Genomic DNA, 21,753 nt, shown 5'->3' on the forward strand with positions numbered 1-21,753 from the left:
TTCCACGCCGAAGCAGTACTAACAGGCCCTACCTGATGTGCCGAATAGTCAACGTTCCACCCATGAGCAACCGTGCAGAACATTCGCCTGCAAGCGGCATATTGCTCCTTAGAAAGGAGGTGATCCAGCCGCACCTTCCGGTACGGCTACCTTGTTACGACTTCGTCCCAATCGCTGGTCCCACCTTCGACGGCTCCTCCCCTTACGGGTTAGGCCACCGGCTTCGGGTGTTACCGACTTTCGTGACGTGACGGGCGGTGTGTACAAGGCCCGGGAACGTATTCACCGCAGCATGCTGATCTGCGATTACTAGCAACTCCAACTTCATGGGGTCGAGTTGCAGACCCCAATCCGAACTGAGGCCGGCTTTTTGGGATTCGCTCCGCCTCGCGGCATCGCAGCCCTTTGTACCGACCATTGTAGCACGTGTGCAGCCCAAGACATAAGGGGCATGATGATTTGACGTCGTCCCCACCTTCCTCCGAGTTGACCCCGGCAGTCTCCTGTGAGTCCCCATCACCCCGAAAGGCATGCTGGCAACACAGAACAAGGGTTGCGCTCGTTGCGGGACTTAACCCAACATCTCACGACACGAGCTGACGACAACCATGCACCACCTGTATACCGACCACAAGGGGGCGACTATCTCTAGCCGTTTCCGGTATATGTCAAGCCTTGGTAAGGTTCTTCGCGTTGCGTCGAATTAAGCCACATGCTCCGCTGCTTGTGCGGGCCCCCGTCAATTCCTTTGAGTTTTAGCCTTGCGGCCGTACTCCCCAGGCGGGGAACTTAATGCGTTAGCTGCGGCACCGACGACGTGGAATGTCGCCAACACCTAGTTCCCAACGTTTACGGCGTGGACTACCAGGGTATCTAATCCTGTTCGCTCCCCACGCTTTCGCTCCTCAGCGTCAGTAATGGCCCAGAGATCCGCCTTCGCCACCGGTGTTCCTCCTGATATCTGCGCATTTCACCGCTACACCAGGAATTCCGATCTCCCCTACCACACTCTAGCCTGCCCGTATCGAATGCAGACCCGGGGTTAAGCCCCGGGCTTTCACATCCGACGCGACAGGCCGCCTACGAGCTCTTTACGCCCAATAATTCCGGACAACGCTCGCACCCTACGTATTACCGCGGCTGCTGGCACGTAGTTAGCCGGTGCTTCTTCTGCAGGTACCGTCACTTGCGCTTCTTCCCTGCTGAAAGAGGTTTACAACCCGAAGGCCGTCATCCCTCACGCGGCGTCGCTGCATCAGGCTTTCGCCCATTGTGCAATATTCCCCACTGCTGCCTCCCGTAGGAGTCTGGGCCGTGTCTCAGTCCCAGTGTGGCCGGTCGCCCTCTCAGGCCGGCTACCCGTCGTCGCCTTGGTAGGCCATTACCCCACCAACAAGCTGATAGGCCGCGGGCTCATCCTGCACCGCCGGAGCTTTACACCCAGGACCATGCGGTCCCAGGTCATATCCGGTATTAGACCCCGTTTCCAGGGCTTGTCCCAGAGTGCAGGGCAGATTGCCCACGTGTTACTCACCCGTTCGCCACTGATCCACCCCGAAGGGCTTCACCGTTCGACTTGCATGTGTTAAGCACGCCGCCAGCGTTCGTCCTGAGCCAGGATCAAACTCTCCGTGAATGTCTGCCCGTAATCGAGCCGCACTCGCGTCGAGCGGCACGGCAACCACCGGAATAGGGTGATCCCGCGCACTGCGTCCTCGCTAGTGTTTACTTCATAAAGGAATCTCCAACCCCGATCAGAAGACCGAGGCCGGGGATGTCAACATATCTGGCGTTGACTTTTGGCACGCTGTTGAGTTCTCAAGGAACGGACACTTCCTTCGGACCGCCTTCCAGCGGGCCCTCCGGGCGCTTCGTTCTTTCGTGTTTCCAGCTTATCAGACGTTTTCCGCTCCGTTTCCGGCGCTTCATTCATCCAACTCGCTGGTGTCTTCTGCGGCTTGACGCCCCGTCCGACGTTTCAAACTCTAGCCCATCCCCGCCTCGAAAGGCGAATCCGGCCGCAATCCATATAAACGGGCACGCCGAATAAGACCCGAGCCACGTCGCCGAAAAAGGCAATACGCGACCCAGCCCGAACCGGGAAGTGGTGTTTCTAGGGATTGGCCGCCCCGGGACCGTCCGCGCCGATGCGTGTCCGGTGCTCCCTGCCGAGCGACTAGGGAACACTACGCCGATCGACAGGGCGACGCAAACGCCGGCCGGTCTCAACCCCCCTATTGAGCGGTCGCTCAAATCTCTGCCATCGTGACGCCCATCGAAGTTGAGCAGTCGCTCAAACTCTCACTCGGGGGGCAGTCATGCCTGCTACCAGGCGGCCGACCAGGCCGGTCTACGTCGAGACGCGGATCCGGGCACCGATGGACGTGCTCTGGGATCTCACCCAGACTCCGCACGAGCACCAGAGGTGGGACGCACGCTTCACGCGGATCCGGTACGGAGCCTCGGCTCATGCGGAGGAGGGCGCAGGGACGGAACGCCCGGCCGCGATCCGCTTCCGCTACCGGCTCGGACCACCGGGCGGCCCGGCGCTCACGGGCACCGGGATCACCACGGCCGAGCGGTGCCGGCCCGACGGGTCACGGATCAGCGCGCTGCGGTTCGTCGCCGACAACGGGCTCTCCCCTCTACAGAAGGGCTCCGGCTACTGGCGCTACGTCCCTGCTGCGTCACCGTCCGGCGGAACCGTCCGGTTCGTCACGGGCTACGACTACCGGAGTTGGGGATGGCCCGGTGGTGCCCTGGTGGACCGCTGGTTCGTGCGGCCCGTCGTCGGATGGCTCACCGCGTGGTCGTTCGACCGGCTGCGGCTCTGGGCCGAGCGCGGGATCCCGCCCGAACGCGCGCCTGCATGCCGTGGCCGAGACCGGAGCGCGGCTGGGCGCCCCCGTCGCTGCCGCGCTCCTGACGGCCGCCGCGGCCGGTCCGGTCGTGGGAACGGCCTGCGGCGGGGTCGTCCTCCTTCTCTCCGCTCTCCTGCCGCCCTCCCCCGTCACCCCCGCCGCCCGGCGCTGTGCCAGACGCCCGGACCGGAACAGCCCCGCCCTCAGCACCCGCCGGCCCCGCCTGCTCAACGCCCTGGAGACGCCGTGACCATCGCCGCAGCCTCAGCACGCACCACCGCCACCGCCGCCACCTCCACCGCCACCTCCACCGCTACCTCCACGTCCACCACTGGGAGCGCAGGCCCGTCGATCTTCCGGCGGGCGCTGGGGGCCGACTTCGACCGGCTGCACCCCGAGCTGCAACGCCGGTTCGGCTTCTCCTCCCAGGACGGCGTCGCCTGCATCGGCACCGGCCGGATGGAGCGCATCCGGCAGGGGGCGCGGTGGCTGGCCCCACTGCTCCGGCTCGGGAGCCGGCAGAACATCCTGTTCCCGGAGCACGGCCGCGACGTGCCGTTCACCATCGCCAACTACGCCTACCGGGACGGCTTCGGCAGGGAGACCGTCACCTTCGTCCGGACGTTCCAGTTCACCCGGCCCCGCCGTTTCGACGCGACGATGGTGGCCGCACCTCAGCCGGGGACGGTCGTCGACTTCCTGGGGACGCACCAGCACCTCGCCGTGGACCTGCGTGTCCGGGTCACCGGGCGCGGCGGGCTGGTGATCTCCTCGGGTGAACAGCGGGTCTCCGCGCTCCCCGGTTCGCCGCGCTGGCCTGCCGTGCTGACGGGCCGGGCGGATCTGCACGAGTGGTTCGACGAGGAGGCCGGCCGGTTCCGCATTCAGGTCCGGGTCGTCAACCCGCTGGTCGGCCTGGTGATGGGGTACCAGGGGTGGTTCACCGCGGAATATCCGCTCATCGGTCCGGAGGGAATTCCGAACCATGTCCGGCCGGTCCGGGAATCCGTCCGCACGTGAGTGGTCGGAACCGGCGTCCGGGTGGCCGGGCGCGGCAGCTACGCTGCCGCACATGAGCGACACACGCGAGCGGCTGATGGAAGCTGCCATCAGCGCGCTCAAACGGCAGGGAATCTCGGGAGTCTCGGCTCGCACCATCGCCGCCGAGATCGGCGTCAACCAGGCCTTGGTGTTCTACCACTTCAAGACGGTGGAGGGTCTGCTGGCCGCAGCCGCTCTGCGCGAGACCGGGCTGCGGCTGGACCGGTACCGGCCGCACTTCGAGGCGGCGGGCTCGCTGCGCGAGCTGCTGAGCATCGGGCAGAACCTCGACGAGGAGGAGCGAGCGGCAGGAAACGTCGCCCTGCTCGGGCAGTTCCTGGCCGGCGCTACGGGCCATCCGCAGCTCACAGAGGCGACGGCCGACGCGCTGCGGATGTGGACGGACGAGCTCCAGCGCGTTCTGGAGCGGTTGTACGCGGGACATCCCCTCGCCGAGTTCCTCGATCTGCCGGGGCTGGCCCGCGCGGTGGCGGCGGCCTTCGTCGGGCTGGAGCTGTACGAAGGGGTGGATCCGCAGGGGGCGGCCGGGGCGTTCGCGGCGCTGGACCGGCTGGGCGTGCTGGTCGAGGTGGTGGACAGCCTCGGTCCGGTGGTGTCGCTGGCGGTGCGCGCCAAGGTGCGCCGCGAGGTCGGCCGGAACGGCGAGCCGCGGTAGCCGCAGCAACGGCGAACGGCCGCCGGCCGGACCCCGGGGAGAGGGGTCCGGCCGGCGGCCGCAGCGAAGCGGGCTCAGCTGTTGGTCGGGAAGCCGAGGTTGATGCCGCCGTGCGAGGGGTCGAGCCAGCGCTGGGTGACGGCCTTGCCGCGGGTGAAGAACTGCACGCCGTCCGGGCCGTACGCGTGGGTGTCGCCGAACAGGGAGGCCTTCCAGCCGCCGAAGGAGTAGTAGGCGACCGGGACGGGGATCGGCACGTTGATGCCGACCATGCCGACCTCGACCTCGTACTGGAAGCGCCGGGCCGCGCCGCCGTCGTTGGTGAAGATGGCGGTGCCGTTGCCGTACGGGTTGGCGTTGATGAGGGCGACGCCCTCCTCGTAGGAGGCGACGCGCACGACGGACAGCACCGGGCCGAAGATCTCGTCGTTGTAGACGGACATGCCGGGCCTCACGTGGTCGAACAGCGTGGGGCCGAGCCAGAAGCCGTCCGCCGTCGGGGCGCCGTTGCGGTCCTCGGCGGTGATCGGGTGCTTGCGGCCGTCGACCGCGAGCTCCGCGCCGTCGGCGACGCCGGACTCCACGTAGGAGGTGACCTTGTCCCGGTGCTGGCCGGTGACCAGCGGGCCCATCTCGGACTCGCCGTTGCAGCCGGGACCGACCTTCAGGCCGGCCATCCTCTGCTTGATCTTCTCGACCAGCTCGTCGCCGATCGGGTCGACCGCGACCAGGACCGAGATGGCCATGCAGCGCTCGCCGGCCGCGCCGAAGCCGGCGTTGATGGCGGCGTCGGCGCTGAGGTCGAGGTCGGCGTCGGGCAGGACGAGCATGTGGTTCTTGGCGCCGCCGAGCGCCTGGACACGCTTGCCGTAGCGGGTGCCGGTCTCGTAGACGTACCGGGCGATCGGGGTGGAGCCGACGAAGCTGACCGACTTGATGTCGGGGTGCTCCAGCAGACGGTCGACGGCGACCTTGTCACCGTGCACGACGTTGAAGACGCCGTCCGGCAGGCCGGCCTCCTTCCACAGCTCGGCGAGGAAGTTGGCCGCCGACGGGTCCTTCTCGGAGGGCTTCACCACGACGGTGTTGCCGGCCGCGATGGCGATCGGGAAGAACCACATCGGTACCATGGCCGGGAAGTTGAACGGCGAGATGATCGCGACCGGGCCGAGCGGCTGTCGGATCGAGTAGACGTCGATGCCGGTGGAGGCCTGCTCGGTGAAGCCGCCCTTGAGGAGCTGCGGGATGCCGCAGGCGAACTCGACGACCTCCAGGCCGCGGGCGATCTCGCCGAGCGCGTCGGAGTGCACCTTGCCGTGCTCGGAGACGATGATCGCGGCCAGCTCGTCGCGGCGGGCGTTGAGCAGCTCGCGGAAGCTGAAGAGGACGGTGCTGCGCTTGGCCACCGAGGCGTTGCGCCACTCGGCGAAGGCCGACGCGGCGGCGGCCACCGCCTGGTCGACCTCGGCGATCTCCGCGAAGTCGACGTGGCCCGCGACCTGGCCGGTGGCCGGGTCGAAGATGTCACCGCGGCGGGGAGCGGTGCCGGCGGTGGCGACCGGCGCGCCGCCGATCCAGTGGATGATGTGCTTGCTCAAGTCCGTCTGCCTCCGAAGTCCCGGGCGGCGTCCTGCCGTCGGTCCCTTGTCTGGCGCCGCCCGCGAGTGGGCCGGGCGACGGGATCACGGGGCTACCGCGCTCACCACCCAGTCTGGTGGGCGTCGTGCCCGGCCTCAACGAACAGGCTGACGGGCATCGGGGATTCAGCCTTACAGGTCGTAGGCCGGCTGGGCCGAACGGGCGAAGCTCAGCGCTCCTCCGCCTCCGCGGCCTCCTCCTCGACGTCCTCCAGATACGGGTCGTGCAGCCCGTCCGGGGCCTCCAGTGTCTCCAGCAGGTCCAGCCGGAGGTCCTGTGCCCAGGCCAGCGCCCACCGCTTCAGCCCGTCGACGGCGCTGCCTGCGACGCCCCTGGCGCGGAACCGCCCGTCGGCGGCGTCGGCCAGCGTCTCCAGCCGGTCGGCGAGGACGGTGGGCTGGAAGTCCGTGTCCAGCGCGCCGGCCAGCGCGAGCAGCTCGCCCTCCCGGTAGCAGGCGGTCAGCGCGTGCACGTCGACCAGGTCGCGCGGCAGACCGCGGTCGGCTAGCAGTGCGGTGGTCAGCGCGGCCGCGTCCTCCAGGGCGACGGCGGTCATCGGCAAGGGCGCCTCCGGTGCGGCGAGGTCCAGGCGGACCGGGCGGTGGGCCAGCGGCTCCTTGCGCAGCTCCACCGTGTGCGTCCGCCCGCCGAGCGTCAGCCGGACGGAGAGCTGTTCCAGGCGCGGCGTGCCGGGGCGTTCGGCGACCCCGCCACCGGCCTCGCGGTAGGCGGCGGCCAGCTCCGCGGCGGCCTGCGGCAGGTCGGTGCCGCCGCTGGTCACCAGGGTGAGCCCGTCCTGGGCGCCGGCCGGCACCCCGTGCGCGCGCAGGGCGTGCCCGCCGGCGAGGGCGAGTCCGAGCCGGTCGCAGACGGGCCGGGCCAGCTCGGCGAGCCGCAACTGCGCCGGGCCGGGGCGGAGGGACGCGTCGACGGCGTCGGGGACGGTGGTCACACGTCCAGTCTGACGCGGCCGCCCGCCCGGCGCGCCCACGGCGCCGGGCGTCCTCCTCCCCGGGAGCTACCGGCCCGGGACTGCGCTCACCGGACGGTGAGCCTGGCGGCGGCCTCGTGCAGGGCGAGTTCCAGCACGACCGGGTCGTTGAGCCGCCCGGACCCATCGGGCGGGACGAGCCAGCGCATGCCCCGGCTGCGCCGCGCGGGGTGCGGGGTGCGGGACGACGATCCAGGTGCCGTCTCCCGCGGTGCGCACACCGGTGCCGATCCAGCGGGCGGCGGTGCCGACGGGGACGAGGAAGCCGACGCTCTCGCCGCCGAAGTCGGTGAGGACCGGACCGCAGGAGCGGCCGTCCAGGATGTCGAGGACGGGACGGCCGAGCCGGCCCGGCACCGAGAGGACGTCCCAGCGCCGGCCGGCGGGCAGCAGCATCAGGCCCAGTCCGGTGCGTTCCCACGGCTCCCGGAAGGCCTCCGGGTCGGGTGCCGCCTCGGCGAGCCAGTGCAGTCCGGTGCTCTCCATGGTCCTGTCCCCGTCTCTCAGCCCGCTACCGGTCGTAGCTGCTCATCGTGGCGCGGCGGGAAACCGAGACCCGCCGTCACCGACAAGAGGCGGACGGCGGGTCTCTCTTACACAGGTACCGGATCACGTGATCCGAACGGCTCAGCCACGGCTCAGCTGTCGAAGCCCAGCCCCATCCGGTCGAGGGTGCGCAGCCAGAGGTTGCGCCGGCCGCCGTGGTGGTCGGCGTACTCGAGCGAGCGGGTGGTGATCTCGATCCCGGCCCAGCGGACCGGCTCGGGCGGGAACGGCAGCGGCTTGCTGCGGACCATCTCCAGTGAGGTGCGCTCCGTCCGGGCGCCCTCCAGCAGGTCGAGCATCACCTCGGCGCCGAACCGGGTGGCGCCGACGCCGAGCCCGGTGTAGCCGGTCGCGTAGGCGACCCGGCCCCGGTAGGCGGTGTCGAAGAACGCCGAGAACCGGCTGCAGGTGTCGATCGCGCCGCCCCAGGCATGGGTGAAGCGCAGCCCCTCCAGCTGGGGGAAGCAGCGGAAGAAGTTGTGGGCCAGGGTCCGGAAGGTCTCCGGCCGCTGGTCGTACTCGTGCCGGACGCGCCCGCCGTAGTGGTAGACCGCGTCGTAGCCGCCCCACAGGATCCGGTTGTCCGCGGAGAGCCGGAAGTAGTGGAACTTGTTGGCGCTGTCGCCGAGCCCCTGGCGGCCGCGCCAGCCGATCGCGGCGAGCTGCTCGGCGTTGAGCGGCTCGGTCATCAGCGCGTAGTCGTACACCGGTACGACGTATGGGCGGACCCGCTTGACCAGGGACGGGAACACGTTGGTGCCGAGCGCGACGCGGCGGGCGAAGACCCGCCCGTACGGGGTGCGGACGGCCATGCCGCTGCCGTACTCGCGCAGGCCGAGGGCCCGGGTGTGCTCGAAGATCCGCACGCCCTGGCCCAGGCAGGCGTCCTTGAGGCCCCAGGCGAGCTTGGCGGGGTGGACCATCGCCACGCCCTCCTTGTCCCAGATCCCGCCGAGGAAGGTCGGCGAGTCGACCTCGGCGCGCAGCGCGTCGGCGTCGAGGACGGTGACGTCGAGGCCGTACTCGGCGACGGCCTCGGCAATCTCGTGCAGTTCCTCGACCTGGTGGGGCTGGGTGGCGACGTCGATCTCGCCGGTGCGCTCCCACTCGGCGTCGATGCCGTACCGCTTGAGGGTGGCCTCGATGCCGTCCAGGTTGGCCGCGCCGAGGCGTTCCAGCTGGGCGAGTTCGCCGGGCCAGCGCTGGAGGCCGTTGCCGAAGCCGTGGGTCAGGCTGGCCGCGCAGAATCCGCCGTTGCGTCCGGACGCGGCCCATCCCACCTCGTTGCCCTCGACCAGGACGACGTCGAGCGAGGGGTCGCGTTCCTTGGCGACGAGCGCGGTCCAGAGGCCGGAGTAGCCGCCGCCGACGACCAGCAGGTCGCACTTGACGTCGCCGACCAGGGCGGACAGCGCCTCCGGCCGGCCCGGGTCCTCCAGCCAGAAGGGGGTGGGCCTGGCGTCACTGAGTGCGCGGGCGGAGTCCATGCATTATCAGCCACTTTCTGCACATCGATGGTGGTGGGGCCGCCTCCCGACGGTATGCCCGGGAGGCGGCCCGGGCGGTCAGGCCGTGGCCTTGCGGCGGTTGCCGAGCCACTGGCCGGCCACGGTGAGCCCGACGGCGGCGATGAACATCGCGGTGCCGATGACGTTCACCTGCACCGGGATGCCCCGCTGCGAGGCTCCCCAGACGAACATCGGGAAGGTGACCGTGGTCGGGCCCGAGTTGAACTGGGTGATGATGAAGTCGTCGAAGGAGAGCGCGAAGCTGAGCAGCGCGCCGGCGGCGATGCCGGGGGCGGCGAGCGGCAGGGTGACCCTCAGGAAGGTCTGGACGGGGGTGGCGTAGAGGTCCTGGGCGGCCTGTTCGAGCCTCGGGTCCATGCTCATCACGCGCGCCTTGACCGCTGTCACCACGAAGCTGAGGCAGAACATGATGTGCGCGATGAGGATGGTGGTGAAGCCGAACGGGATGCGCATGTTGAGGAAGAGGGTGCCGAGCGAGGCGGCCATCACCACCTCGGGCATGGCCATCGGCAGGAAGATCATCGCGGTGGTGGCGGAGCGGCCTCGGAAGCGGTAGCGGGCCAGCGCGAAGGCGACCATGGTGCCGAGGACGGTGGCGCCGATGGTGGCGAGCACCGCGACCTGGAGGCTCAGCGAGAGCGACTGGCACATGTCGGCGACGCCGCAGGGGTCGGTCCAGGCGTCGGTGGAGAACTCGGACCACTCGTAGTTGAACTTGCCGACCGGCTTGTTGAACGAGAAGGCGAGGACCACCAGGTTGGGCAGCACCAGGTAGGCCAGGGCCAGCAGGCCGGCCAGCACCACCAGGTGGGCGCGGATCCATGTGAACACTCGGGACATCAGACCAGTTCCTCCGTCCCGGCCTTGCGCATGTAGACCGTCACCATGCCCAGGATCAGGGCCATCAGGATGAAGCTCAGCGCGGCCGCCGTGGGGTAGTCGAGCACGTTCAGGAACTGCTTCTGGATGCCGTTGCCGACCATCTGCTCGCTCGGCGAGCCCAGCAGCTGGGCGTTGATGTAGTCGCCGGACGCCGGGATGAAGGTGAGCAGCGTGCCCGCCACCACGCCGGGCAGCGAGATCGGGAACGTCACCTTGCGGAAGGTCGTGAACGGGCGGGCGTAGAGGTCGCCGGCCGCCTCGTGCAGGCGCGGGTCGATCCGCTCCAGCGAGGTGTACAGCGGAAGGATCATGAACGGCAGGAAGTTGTAGGTGAGGCCGCAGACCACGGCGAGCGGTGTGGCCAGCACCCGGTCGCCGGAGGTGAGGCCGATCGCGCTGGTGACGTCCAGGACGTGCAGCGTGTTGAGCACGCCGACCACCGGGCCGCCGTCCGAGAGGATCGTCTTCCAGGCCAGCGTGCGGATCAGGAAGCTGGTGAAGAACGGCGCGATCACCAGGATCAGGATGACGTTGCGCCAGCGCTTGCTCGCCTTGAAGGCGATCGTGTACGCGAGCGGGTAGCCGATGGCCAGGCACATCACGGTCGCGGTGGCGGCGTAGCCGAACGAGCGGACGAAGTGCCAGCGGTACTCGACCAGGGCGTCCCAGTAGGTGGCGAAGTGCCAGGTGACGCGGAACCCGTCCTCCAGCGAGCCGGTCTGCAGGGAGGTGGAGCCCTGGTAGACCATCGGCACCGCGAAGAAGACGACCAGCCAGGCGATGCCGGGCAGCAGCAGCCAGTACGGGGTGAGCCGGCGCTTCTGCTTCGGAGCGGCTCCGGGGAGCGGGCCGCCGTCGGGTGGTATCGCCTGCGGCGGTGCCGCCGGGGTGGTGGTGGTCATGCCGCCTCCTCCCCGGTGCCCGCGTCGATCGCCTGCGCGGCGTCCAGGGCGAAGGAGTGCGCCGGGTTCCAGTGCAGGACGACCGGTGCGCCGGGGACGATCCGGGCGTCGCGCTCCATGTTCTGCTCGAAGACGGTGACCTCCTGGCCGCCGTCGGTGCGCACCAGGTACTGGGTGGAGACGCCGATGAAGCTGGAGTCGACCACGGTGCCGGCCAGCCGGTTGCGGCCCTCGGCGACCTCGGCGGAGGTGTGCTCGATGGTGATCTTCTCCGGCCGCACGCCGAGGTGGACCTTCTTCGCGTCGGTGGCGCAGCGGGCCTTCGGGACGGCGAGCCGGATGCCGCCGGCGGTGAGCAGCAGGTCGTCGCCCTCGCTGCCGGTGACCTCGGCGGGCAGCAGGTTGGACTGGCCGAGGAAGTTGGCCACGAAGGTGGTGGCGGGGTTCTCGTAGAGGTCGGCGGGCGCGCCGAGTTGTTCGACCCGGCCGCCGTTCATCACCGCGATGGTGTCGGCCATGGTCATGGCCTCCTCCTGGTCGTGGGTGACGTGGACGAAGGTGATGCCGACCTCGGTCTGGATCCGCTTGAGCTCCAGCTGCATCTGGCGGCGGAGCTTGAGGTCGAGGGCGCCGAGCGGCTCGTCCAGGAGCAGCACCTGCGGGTGGTTGATCAGCGCGCGGGCGACGGCGACCCGCTGCTGCTGGCCGCCGGACAGCTGGTGCGGCTTGCGCCGGGCGTACTGGCCGAGTTCGACCAGTTCCAGCATCTCGTCGACCTGCTTCTTGACGTCCTTGCGGCCGCGCCGGCGCAGGCCGAAGGCGACGTTCTCGAAGATGTCGAGGTGCGGGAAGAGCGCGTAGCTCTGGAAGACGGTGTTCACCGGCCGCTTGTACGGGGGGAGGGCGGTGACGTCCTGGCCGCCGATCAGGACGGTGCCGCTGGTGGGCTCCTCCAGTCCGGCGATCATCCGCAGGGTGGTGGTCTTGCCGCAGCCGGAGGCGCCGAGCAGGGCGAAGAAGGAGCCCTGCGGGACGGTCAGGTCGAGCGGGTGGACGGCGGTGAAGGAGCCGTAGGTCTTGCCGATGCCGGTGAGGCGGATGTCGCCGCCGGTGGCCGCCGAGCGCTGCTGCTCTGTCATGGGTGGTGGTGTCTCTCTGGTTTCTCTGCCGTCAGTGGGGGTCAGGCGCCGATGAGCTTGGAGAACTTCTCCTCGAAGCCGCTCTCCTCGGTCTCGGTGAGGGTCCGGAAGACGTGCGCCTTGGCCGACATCTCGGGGGTGGGGACGACCAGCGGGTTGGCCGCGCTGTCCGGGGCGAGGGTGGCCAGTTCCTCCTGCATCCCGGTGACGGCGGAGACGTACCCGATGCCCGCGACCAGCTGCGCCGCGATCTTGGGCTGATAGTAGAAGTCGATCAGCTTCTCGGCGTTGGCCTTGTGCTGTGCCTTGGCCGGGACGAGCATGTTGTCCGTCGCGGTGACGAAGCCCTTCTCCGGGATCACGAACTCGATGTCCGGGTTGTCGGCCCGCAACTGGATCAGGTCGCCGCCCCAGGCGACGCAGGCCGCGATGTCGCCGGAGGAGAGTTCCTGGCCGTAGTCGTTGCCGGTGAAGCGGCGGATCTGCTTGTTGTCCACGGCCTTCTGCAACCGGGCGATCGCCGCGTCGTAGTCGTCCGCGGTGAACTTCGCCGGGTCCTTGCCCATGTCCAGCAGGGTCATCCCGACGGTGTCGCGCATCTCGGAGAGGAAGGTGACCCGGCCCTTGAGGTCCGGGTCCTCCAGCAGCTGCGCGATGCTGGTGACCTCCTTCCCCTTGGTGGCCTTCCTGTTGTAGGCGACCACCGTCTGGATGCCGGCCCACGGGTAGCTGTAGAGCCGGCCCGGGTCCCAGTCGGGAGCGCGGAAGCGGGACTCGATGGTGGTGATGGCGGTGGTGACGTTGGCCGGGTCGAGCTTCTGCGCCCAGCCGAGCCGGATCAGCCGGGCGGCCATCCAGTCGGTGAGCACCATCAGGTCCCGGCCGGTGTCCTGGCCGGCCGCGAGCTGCGGCTTGACCTTGCCGAAGAACTCGACGTTGTCGTTGACGTCCTCGGTGTACCTGACCTTGATCCCGGTCGCGGCGGTGAAGGCCTCCAGCGTGCCGTGCTTCTCCTTGTCCACCTCGTCGGTGTCGACGTAGAGCGGCCAGTTGGAGAAGTTCACCTCCTTCTCGCTGTCCGAGAGGTCCTTGGCGGCGTTCGCGGTGGAGTCACCGGTTGCGGCGGTCTTCGCGGGCGGGATGCCGCAGGCCGCCAGGCTGCCCGCGCCGGCGGTGAGGGCGGCGGCGCGCAGCACGGTCCGCCGGCTGAGGGCGGCCCGGCCGCTGGTCAGACTGCGTTCCCAGGCCTTGCGGACCGGTTCCGACAGACCGTCGGTGAGCTCGTTGAACGCCATGGAACGGGCCTCCTGGGGAGAGGTCGGGGCGGTGGGGGGCGCCCCTGACTGAGGGTTATCTGTCTCCGAAGACGGTGCGGTGCCAGTCCTTGCGGGCGACCGCGGTGGTGTCGAACATGACGTGCTTGACCTGGGTGTACTCGTCCAGCGAGTACTGCGACATGTCCTTGCCGTAGCCGGAGGACTTGTAGCCGCCGTGCGGCATCTCGCTGATGATCGGGATGTGGTCGTTGACCCAGACGCAGCCGGCCGCGATCTCCCGGGTGGCCCGCAGCGAGCGGTGGATGTTGCTGGTCCAGGCCGAGGCGGCCAGGCCGTACGGGGTGTCGTTGGCGAGTCGCAGGCCCTCGTCGTCGCCGTCGAAGGGCAGCACGACCAGCACCGGGCCGAAGATCTCGCCCTGGACGATCTCGCTGTCCTGGGCGGCGCCGGTGACCAGGGTGGGCGCGTAGTAGGCGCCGCGGGTGAGGTCGGTGCCGTCGTGGCCCTTCGCGGGGGCGTGGCCGCCGGTCACCACGGTCGCGTACGAGCGGGCGCGCTCGACGAAGCCGGCCACCCGGTCGCGGTGGGTGAAGGAGACCAGCGGGCCCAGGTCGGTCCGCGGGTTCAGCGGGTCGCCGAGGCGGATCGCGCCGTACAGCTCGGCGACGCCGGCCACGAAGGCCTCGTAGAGCGGGCGCTGCACATAGGCGCGGGTCGCGGCGGTGCAGTCCTGGCCGCCGTTGATCAGGGAGGCGGCGACCGCGCCGTGTACGGCGGCGTCCAGGTCCGCGTCGTCGAAGACCACGAACGGGGCCTTGCCGCCGAGCTCCAGGTGGGTGCGCTTGACGCTCGCGGTGGCGAGTTCGGCGACCCGCCGGCCGACCGGGGTGGAGCCGGTGAAGGAGACCATCGCGACGTCCGGGTGGGAGACCAGGTGCTCGCCCGCGGTGCGCCCCGCGCCGGTGACGACGTTGACCACGCCGTCCGGGATGCCGGCCGCGGTGCAGGCCCGGGCGAACATCAGCGAGGTCAGCGGGGTCAGCTCGGCCGGCTTGAGGACGATGGTGTTGCCCGCCGCGATGGCCGGGAGGATCTTCCAGGCGGCCATCTGCAGCGGGTAGTTCCACGGCGAGATCGAACCGACCACGCCGATCGGCTCGCGCCGCACGTACGAGGTGTGGTCGCCGGAGTACTCGCCGGCCGCCTTGCCCTCCAGGCTGCGGGCGGCCCCGGCGAAGAAGGCGGTGTTGTCGATGGTGCCGGGGACGTCGAACTCGGTGGCGAGCTTGACCGGCTTGCCGGTCTGCGCGGTCTCCACCGCGGCGAGGTCGGCGGCGGCGTCGGTGAGGACGGCGGCCAGCCGGGTCAGCGCCTCGGATCGGGCGCCCGGGGTGGCGCCGGCCCACTCGGGCAGCGCGGCCCGGGCGGCGGCCACGGCGGCGTCGACCTGCTCGGTGGAGGCCAGGGCGACCTTCTCGACGACGCTGCCGTCGGCCGGGTTGACGACCTGGAAGGGCTCGCCGCTCCCCCGGCTCTGCCGGCCCGCGATGTACTGCGCGCCTGCCCCGAAGTCGGTCAGGTCCATCTGGTTCCTCCAAGTGCCCGGTGGTTCGGCGGCCTGCGCGTCGACTGCCCGTACGGCCTGCCGATCGGCTGATCCCCCGTCATGCTGCCCGTGCCGGCGGGCACGGGGCCCGTACCGGCGTCGTACGACTGGTCGAGTCGCCGCGCCCCGGGTACGGGGGAATCCGGTCCGGTTGATCACCGAGGAGCGCGATCCTGACAGCACTGCGTTACCTCGACAAGGGATTCCGCTGTTGCTTTCTGGTTACGCGACGGATTCCGGCGGTGATGTCGTGTTTCGCCACAGCCGACCCGCTGACCATGCCCGGTGCCGCCTGCGCGTGACAAGGGTCACTGCGACAAGCGCGGCGCAAAGGGCCTTACAGGGTGGAAGGGTTCGGGCAGGGCAACAGATCGTCGCCGCGAGGGATGATTTACCTGACACTCTGAACCCTGGAGGCCCGCGATGCTCCCCACCGTCGCCCGTGTGCTCGACCTGGAGGTGATGCGGCGCGGCCTCCCCCAGGTCGTCGCCGGCGCCGGCCATCTTGAGCGCCCGGTCCGCTGGGTCCACGTCAGCGAACTGCCCGACGTCGCCGGCGTGCTCCAGGGCGGCGAACTGGTGCTGACCACCGGCATCGCCCTGCCCGAGCACCGCGAGGGCCTGGCGCAGTACGTGCGCGAGCTGGACGAGGTCGGGGTGGCCGGACTGGTCATCGAGTTCGGAAGACGGTACTTCGACTCACTGCCGCGCGCCCTGGTGCACGCCGCCGAGCAGCGCGGCCTGCCACTGATCGCACTCCGCCGCGAGCTGCGCTTCGTCGCCGTCACCGAGGCCGTGCACGCCCTGGTGGTCAACGCCCAGCTGGAGCAGCTGCGCATCTCCGAGGCAGTCCACCAGGTCTTCAACGAGCTGGTGGTGGAGGGCGCCGAACCGGCCGAGGTGGTCCGCCAGGTGGCCCGGATGGCCGGCGGGCCCGTCGTCCTGGAGAACCTCGCCCACCAGGTGCTCGCGCACGACACCGCCGGCCGGCCCGAGACCGAGCTGCTGGAGGACTGGGAGCGCCGCTCGCGCGGGGTCCGCCCGGCCGGGCGGACCGGCCACGACCCGCGCAGCGGCTGGCTGGTGACCACCGTCGGAGCGCGCGGCCAGGACTGGGGCCGGCTCGTCCTGGTGCAGGACCCGGGGCCGCTGCCGGAGGGCGGCACCCACCCGCACACCATGCTGCTGGAGCGCGGGGCCTCCGCGCTGGCGCTCAACCGGCTGGTGGTCCGCGACCGGGAGAGCCTGGAGCGGCAGACCCACCGCACCCTGCTCTCCGGCATCCTGACCCACGCGCTGACCGTCTCCGAGGTGGCACTGCGCGCCCAGGCGCTCGGCGTGCCGCTGGACGGCCGGCGGCTGGTCGGCGTGGTGCTGCGCCAGCGCCGCGGGCCGATCCCGGCCGCGCTGGAGGCGCAGGCCCGGCTGCGCGACTTCACCGAGCTGGCGGCGAGCGCCGTCCGCGTCTGCCGGCTCTCCGCCCTGGTCGGCGCGCTGGACGACGAGGGCGTGGGCGTCCTGATCGCGCTCGGCACCCAGCAGGACGAGCACGCCGCGCTGGACGCCTTCGCCGCGGCGCTGCGCCGGCTGAACGCGGAGGCCCACCGGGACGCCGCGCCCGCCCCGGCCCCGGTGGTCGCCGTCGGCTCCTCGGTCGGCTCCGTCCGCGACGCCCGCCGCACCCTGCTGGAGGCCACCCAGGTCGCCGACGCCGCCCTGCACGACGCCCCCGGCGGCCGGGCCGCCGCCTACTACCGGCTGCCCGACGTCCGGCTGCGCGGCCTGCTGCACCTGCTGCGCGACGACGCCCGGCTGCAGACCTACGTGGAGCGGGAGCTGGGCCCGCTGCTCGCCTACGACGCCGAGCACAACGCCCAGTTGGTGCAGATGCTGCGGATCTACCTGGAGCAGGGCCGGAACAAGTCCGCGGCGGCCGACGCCGCGCACCTGTCCCGGCCGTCCTTCTACGACCGGCTGCACAAGGTCGAGCGGATCCTCGGCGTCGACCTCGACCAGGTGGAGTCCTGCCTCTCCCTGCACGTCGCGCTGCTCGCCCTGGACGCGGTACGCAGGTGAGGGCCGGACCCAGATGAGGCGTCGCCGGGGGCCGGACCCCGGTGAGGCGTCGCCGAGGGTCAGACCCCGGTGAGGCGTCGCCGAGGGTCAGACCCCGGTGATGCGCCCCCAGACCTTGTGCAGACCGGGCCGCTCGGCCGAGGTGACGTCGCGCATGGTGCGCAGCCGGGCCCGCATCTCCTCGGTCGGGAAGACCAGCGGGTGCTCCGCCAGCTCGGCCTTCTCCTTGTCCCCGCTGGCCGCCAGCACCTCGCGGGCGGCCGGCACCGGGCAGATGTACTGCACGGCGGCGGCCAGTTCGGCGGCCACCTCGGGCCGGTAGTAGTTGTCGATCAGCAGCTCGGCGTTCCGCTTGTGCCCGGCCCGGTTGGGGATCAGCAGGCTCTCCGCCCAGAGTTCGCCGCCCTCCTCCGGCACCACGAACGCGATGTCCGGGTTCTCGGCGGTGAGTTGGACGGCGTCGCCGGAGTACGCCTGGCAGGCCAGCGCGGCGCCGGAGGCCAGCTCGCTGGTGTAGTCGTTGCCGGTGAAGCGGCGGATGTGCCGGGCGTCGACCATCTTCTGCACCACGTCCATCGCCCGGTGCGCGTCGTCCTCGGTGAAGGCCGCGAGGTCGGCGCCGTGCGCGAGCATCAGCAGCCCGAGCGCCTCGTCCAACCCGGCGAACAGGGTGACCCGGCCCTTGAGGTCGGGCGCCCAGAGGTCCGCGGTGGACTTGATCTCCCGGCCGAGCTCCTTGCGGTTGTAGGCGATGCCGGTGATCCCGGACTGCCACGGCACGCTGCGCCGGCGCCCGGGGTCGAACGCCGGGCTGGCCAGCTGCGGGTCCAACTGGGCGGTGACGTTGGGCAGGTTGGCCCGGTCCATGGTCTGCACCCAGCCGAGCGAGACGTACCGCCCGGCCATCCAGTCGCTGACCACCATCAGGTCGCGGCCGGGGTCGGTGCCCTGGGTGAGCACCGGGCCGATCTTGCCGAAGAACTCGTCGTTGTCGTTGATGTCCTCGGTGTAGGTGACCTTGATCCCGGTCCGCTCGGTGAACGCGTCGAGGGTGGGGCGCCCGCCCTCGTCGTCGGTGTCGATGTACTGCGTCCAGTTGGAGAAGGCCAGCCGCTGCTCGCGCTCCGAGCGGTCGGGGGCGGAGCGGCGGTCCTCGGCGACGTACGCGGACGGGATGCCGCAGCCGGTCAGCGTGCCGAGGCCGAGCAGCCCGGCGGTGCCGAGCACGCTGCGGCGGGTCGGCCGGCGGCGCGCGGCCGGGCGGCGGGTGAGGGTGGTGCTGGACATGGTGGGGCCTCCGGGGCATGGGACGGCCCCGGGCGCACGGGCAACCCGGGGCCGTCCTGTCGGTAGGTCAGACAGTGTGTGCGTCGGTGAGCGACAGCACCTCGTCGAGCACCGCGAGGCCGGCCTTGGCCTCCTCCTCGGTGACGGTGCACGGCGGGACGACGTGGAACCGGTTCATGTTGACGAACGGCCAGAGCCCGCGCTGCTTGCAGGCCGCAGCCAGCTCGGCCATCGGCGCGTTGGCCGCGCCGGCGGCGTTGTACGGCACCAGCGGCTCGCGGGTGGGGCGGTCCCTGACCAGGTCCAGCGCCCAGAACACGCCGAGGCCGCGCACCTCGCCGATCGAGGGGTGGCGCTCGGCCAGCTCGCGCAGGCCGGGGCCGAGCACGTTCTCGCCGATGTGCTTCGCGTTCTCGACGATGCCCTCCTCCGCCATCACGTTGATGGTCGCGACGGCCGAGGCGCAGGCCAGCGGGTGGCCGGAGTAGGTGAGCCCGCCGGGGAACGGCCGCTCGGCGAAGGTCGCGGCGATCTCGGCGTTGATGGCCACGCCGCCCAGCGGGACGTAGCCCGAGTTGACGCCCTTGGCGAAGGTCATGAGGTCCGGCGTGACGTCCCAGTGATCGGCGGCGAACCAGGCGCCGGTGCGGCCGAACCCGGCCATCACCTCGTCCAGGATGAAGACGATCCCGTACCGGTCGCAGATCTCCCGCACCCCGGCCAGGTAGCCCTGCGGCGGGATCAGGATCCCGGCGGTGCCGACCACCGTCTCCAGGACGATCGCCGCGACGGTGCCCGGGCCCTCGAAGGCGATCATCTCCTCCAGGTGCTGCAGCGCGCGCTCGCACTCCTGCGCCTCGTTCTCGGCGTGGAACGGGGAGCGGTAGGCGTACGGGCCCCAGAAATGGACCACACCGGAGACGCCGGTCTCGTTGGCCCAGCGGCGCGGGTCACCGGTGAGGGCGATCGCGTTGGCAGTGGCGCCGTGGTACGAGCGGTAGGTCGACATGATCTTCTGCCGGCCGGTGTGCAGCCGGGCCATCCGGATGGCGTTCTCGACGGCCTCGGCGCCACCGTTGGTGAAGAAGATCTTGTCCAGGTCACCGGGGGTGCGCTCGGCGATCAGCCGCGCCGCCTCACTGCGGGCCTCGACGGCGAAGCCGGGCGCGATGGTGCAGAGCTTCGCGGCCTGCTCCTGGATCGCCGCGACCACCTTCGGGTGCTGGTGCCCGATGTTGGTGTTCACCAGCTGTGAGGAGAAGTCCAGGTAGCGGTTGCCCTCGTAGTCCCAGAAGTAGGAGCCCTCGGCACCGGCCACCGCGAGGGGGTCGATCAGTGCCTGGGCGGACCACGAGTGGAAGACGTGCGCGCGGTCGGCGGCCTTGACGGCCTGGCCGGCAGCTGAGTCAGCGGTGGGGATGCTCATGCGGCAAGGCTAGGGAGTCACGGCCATGAAATGCAGCTTCATCTTGTCAGGCGGTCACGCGAACGGCCGACAGGGTGACAAGACACAGGGCCCGGGTCACAGAGACCCGGGCCCATTGTCAGATCACACGATCACTCAGAACGCGGCTCGGCGCGCGACTCAGAACGCGGCTCGGACCGCCGTGCGGATCCCGTTCAGATCGCCGTCATGACGTGCTTCACGCGGGTGTAGTCCTCGAAGCCGTAGGAGGAGAGGTCCTTGCCGTAGCCGGACTTCTTGAAGCCACCGTGCGGCATCTCGGCGACCAGCGGGATGTGGGTGTTGATCCAGACGCAGCCGAAGTCCAGCCGGCGCGACATCCGCATCGCCCGCGCGTGGTCCTTGGTCCACACCGAGGAGGCCAGCGCGTACTCCACGCCGTTGGCGTAGTCGACGGCCTGGTCCTCGTCGGAGAACTTCTGCACGGTGATGACCGGGCCGAAGACCTCGTTCTGGATGATCTCGTCGTCCTGGTTCAGGCCGGAGACGACGGTCGGGGCGTAGAAGTAACCCTTGTCGCCGACCCGGTGGCCACCGGCCTCGACCTTGGCGTGCGCGGGCAGGCGCTCGATGAAGCCGGTGACCTGCTGCAGCTGGTTGGCGTTGTTCAGCGGGCCGTAGAGCACGTCCTCGTCGTCCACGCCACCGGTCTTGGTCTCGGCCGCGGCCTTGGCCAGCGCCTCGACGAAGGCGTCGTGGATCGACTCGTGCACCAGCACGCGGGTGGCGGCGGTGCAGTCCTGGCCCGCGTTGAAGAAGCCGGCCACCGAGATGCCCTCGACCGCCTCGGCGATGTCGGCGTCCTGGAAGACCACGACCGGGGCCTTGCCGCCCAGCTCCAGGTGGACGCGCTTGACGTCCTTGGAGGCGGACTCGGCGACCGAGATGCCGGCGCGCACCGAGCCGGTGATGGAGGCCATCGCCGGGGTGGGGTGCTCGACCATGGCCTTGCCGGTCTCGCGGTCGCCGCAGATCACGTTGAAGACGCCGGCCGGCAGGTCCAGCTCCTTGAGCACGCCGCCGATGATCTCGGCGAGCAGCACGGTGGAGGCCGGGGTGGTGTCGGAGGGCTTCAGCACGACGGTGTTGCCGGCGGCGATGGCCGGGGCGAACTTCCAGACGGCCATCATCATCGGGTAGTTCCACGGCGCGACCTGGGCGCAGACGCCGACCGGCTCGCGGCGGATGATCGAGGTCATCCCGTCCATGTACTCACCGGCGGCCTTGCCCTCCAGCAGGCGCGCGGCGCCGGCGAAGAAGCGGATCTGGTCCACCATCGGGCCGATCTCCTCGGAGAGGGTCAGCGCGCGGGGCTTGCCGGTGTTGCGCACCTCGACGTCGACGATCTCGTCGGCACGCGCCTCGACCGCGTCCGCGATCTTGAGGAGCAGCTTCTGCCGGGTGCTCGGGGTGGCGTCGCGCCAGACCGGGAAGGCCGCGGCGGCGGAGGCCATGGCGGCATCGACGTCGGAGGCGCTCGAGAGCGGGGACGTCGCGTAGACCTCGCCGGTGGTGGGGTCCACGATGTCGAGCGTGCGGCCGTCCGCCGCATCGACGAACTCACCGTTGATGTAGTTGCGCAGCGTGCGAAGGTCGCTCACGGGTCTCTCCTCGGTCTGGGCCTGCGGCGTTGCAGATTCCGGCGCCATGGTACGTCGGCGGGTCCGCCGGACGAAGGGTGCCGAGTGGCCGGGCCGGAAGCGGCGCCGTCCACTGGTTGGGGGTACGCCCGCTGCGCTGCGAAGCTGCGCGCGTACCGGGCCAGGGTAGCCGCACGACTGCGGTTATCGACAGGCCAACTCGGATATCACGATGAAATCCGCATGGGATTTCCAAG

Annotated in this window: 14 protein-coding genes, 1 rRNA gene and 2 pseudogenes; 4 read left to right on the forward strand and 13 right to left on the reverse strand. The window is 70.3% G+C overall.

The features are described from left to right. Positions 1-112: 112 nt before the first annotated feature. A 16S ribosomal RNA gene (locus OG286_RS13845) occupies positions 113-1,636 on the reverse strand. Between the two features lie 682 nt (positions 1,637-2,318). Between OG286_RS13845 and OG286_RS13850 the strand changes: the two are divergent. The 3 genes and pseudogenes from OG286_RS13850 (at position 2,319) to OG286_RS13860 (ending at position 4,578) form a co-directional block, all read left to right on the forward strand. Then, positions 2,319-3,111, forward strand: a pseudogene (locus OG286_RS13850) (hypothetical protein). Continuing rightward, a complete protein-coding gene (locus OG286_RS13855; protein WP_405365305.1) occupies positions 3,108-3,881 on the forward strand; it encodes a DUF4166 domain-containing protein in 774 nt (257 codons plus the stop codon). Before OG286_RS13850 ends, OG286_RS13855 begins: the two are co-directional and overlap by 4 nt. Before the next feature lie 52 nt (positions 3,882-3,933). Continuing rightward, positions 3,934-4,578, forward strand: a complete 645-nt coding sequence (locus OG286_RS13860) for a TetR/AcrR family transcriptional regulator (protein ID WP_396325972.1) — start codon at positions 3,934-3,936, stop codon at positions 4,576-4,578. Between the two features lie 74 nt (positions 4,579-4,652). Here the strand turns inward: OG286_RS13860 and OG286_RS13865 are convergent, their stop codons facing one another. The 9 genes and pseudogenes from OG286_RS13865 to OG286_RS13905 form a co-directional block, all read right to left on the reverse strand. After that, a complete protein-coding gene (locus OG286_RS13865) occupies positions 4,653-6,176 on the reverse strand; it encodes a CoA-acylating methylmalonate-semialdehyde dehydrogenase (protein WP_396325971.1) in 1,524 nt (507 codons plus the stop codon). A gap of 209 nt (positions 6,177-6,385) precedes the next feature. Then, complete coding sequence (locus OG286_RS13870) at positions 6,386-7,168, reverse strand: hypothetical protein (RefSeq protein WP_396325970.1); 783 nt, start codon at positions 7,166-7,168, stop codon at positions 6,386-6,388. Between the two features lie 86 nt (positions 7,169-7,254). Next, positions 7,255-7,693 (reverse strand): annotated as a pseudogene (locus OG286_RS13875) (hypothetical protein). A gap of 152 nt (positions 7,694-7,845) precedes the next feature. Next, positions 7,846-9,240, reverse strand: a complete 1,395-nt coding sequence (locus tag OG286_RS13880) for an NAD(P)/FAD-dependent oxidoreductase (RefSeq protein WP_396325969.1) — start codon at positions 9,238-9,240, stop codon at positions 7,846-7,848. Positions 9,241-9,318: 78 nt separating this feature from the next. Then, on the reverse strand, positions 9,319-10,122 hold the full coding sequence (locus OG286_RS13885) for an ABC transporter permease (protein ID WP_396325968.1): 804 nt from the start codon (positions 10,120-10,122) through the stop codon (positions 9,319-9,321). Then, the gene (locus OG286_RS13890) at positions 10,122-11,066 is read right to left on the reverse strand and encodes an ABC transporter permease (RefSeq protein WP_396325967.1); all 945 of its coding nucleotides are present in this window, start codon (positions 11,064-11,066) and stop codon (positions 10,122-10,124) included. Before OG286_RS13890 ends, OG286_RS13885 begins: the two co-directional genes overlap by 1 nt. After that, a complete protein-coding gene (locus tag OG286_RS13895; protein ID WP_396325966.1) occupies positions 11,063-12,205 on the reverse strand; it encodes an ABC transporter ATP-binding protein in 1,143 nt (380 codons plus the stop codon). Before OG286_RS13895 ends, OG286_RS13890 begins: the two co-directional genes overlap by 4 nt. Before the next feature lie 41 nt (positions 12,206-12,246). After that, the gene (locus tag OG286_RS13900) at positions 12,247-13,500 is read right to left on the reverse strand and encodes a PotD/PotF family extracellular solute-binding protein (protein ID WP_396325965.1); all 1,254 of its coding nucleotides are present in this window, start codon (positions 13,498-13,500) and stop codon (positions 12,247-12,249) included. A gap of 55 nt (positions 13,501-13,555) precedes the next feature. Further along, positions 13,556-15,067, reverse strand: a complete 1,512-nt coding sequence (locus tag OG286_RS13905) for a gamma-aminobutyraldehyde dehydrogenase (protein WP_396325964.1) — start codon at positions 15,065-15,067, stop codon at positions 13,556-13,558. A 444-nt stretch (positions 15,068-15,511) separates the two neighbouring features. Between OG286_RS13905 and OG286_RS13910 the strand changes: the two genes are divergently transcribed. Continuing rightward, entirely contained in the window at positions 15,512-17,164 is a 1,653-nt protein-coding gene (locus tag OG286_RS13910) for a PucR family transcriptional regulator (RefSeq protein ID WP_396325963.1), read from the forward strand. An 87-nt stretch (positions 17,165-17,251) separates the two neighbouring features. On the opposite strand, the gene OG286_RS13915 is transcribed toward OG286_RS13910, so the two are convergent. The 3 genes from OG286_RS13915 to OG286_RS13925 all read right to left on the reverse strand — a co-directional run bounded on the left by OG286_RS13915 (position 17,252) and on the right by OG286_RS13925 (position 21,565). Then, a complete protein-coding gene (locus OG286_RS13915) occupies positions 17,252-18,451 on the reverse strand; it encodes a spermidine/putrescine ABC transporter substrate-binding protein (protein WP_396325962.1) in 1,200 nt (399 codons plus the stop codon). A gap of 67 nt (positions 18,452-18,518) precedes the next feature. Continuing rightward, positions 18,519-19,877: an aspartate aminotransferase family protein gene (locus OG286_RS13920; protein ID WP_396325961.1), complete on the reverse strand. Its 1,359-nt coding sequence runs from the start codon at positions 19,875-19,877 to the stop codon at positions 18,519-18,521. A 194-nt stretch (positions 19,878-20,071) separates the two neighbouring features. Beyond that, entirely contained in the window at positions 20,072-21,565 is a 1,494-nt protein-coding gene (locus OG286_RS13925; protein ID WP_396325960.1) for a gamma-aminobutyraldehyde dehydrogenase, read from the reverse strand. Positions 21,566-21,753: the final 188 nt, after the last annotated feature.

Origin of the sequence: Kitasatospora sp. NBC_00039 (assembly GCF_045160625.1) — a bacterium.
Lineage (GTDB): Bacteria > Actinomycetota > Actinomycetes > Streptomycetales > Streptomycetaceae > Kitasatospora.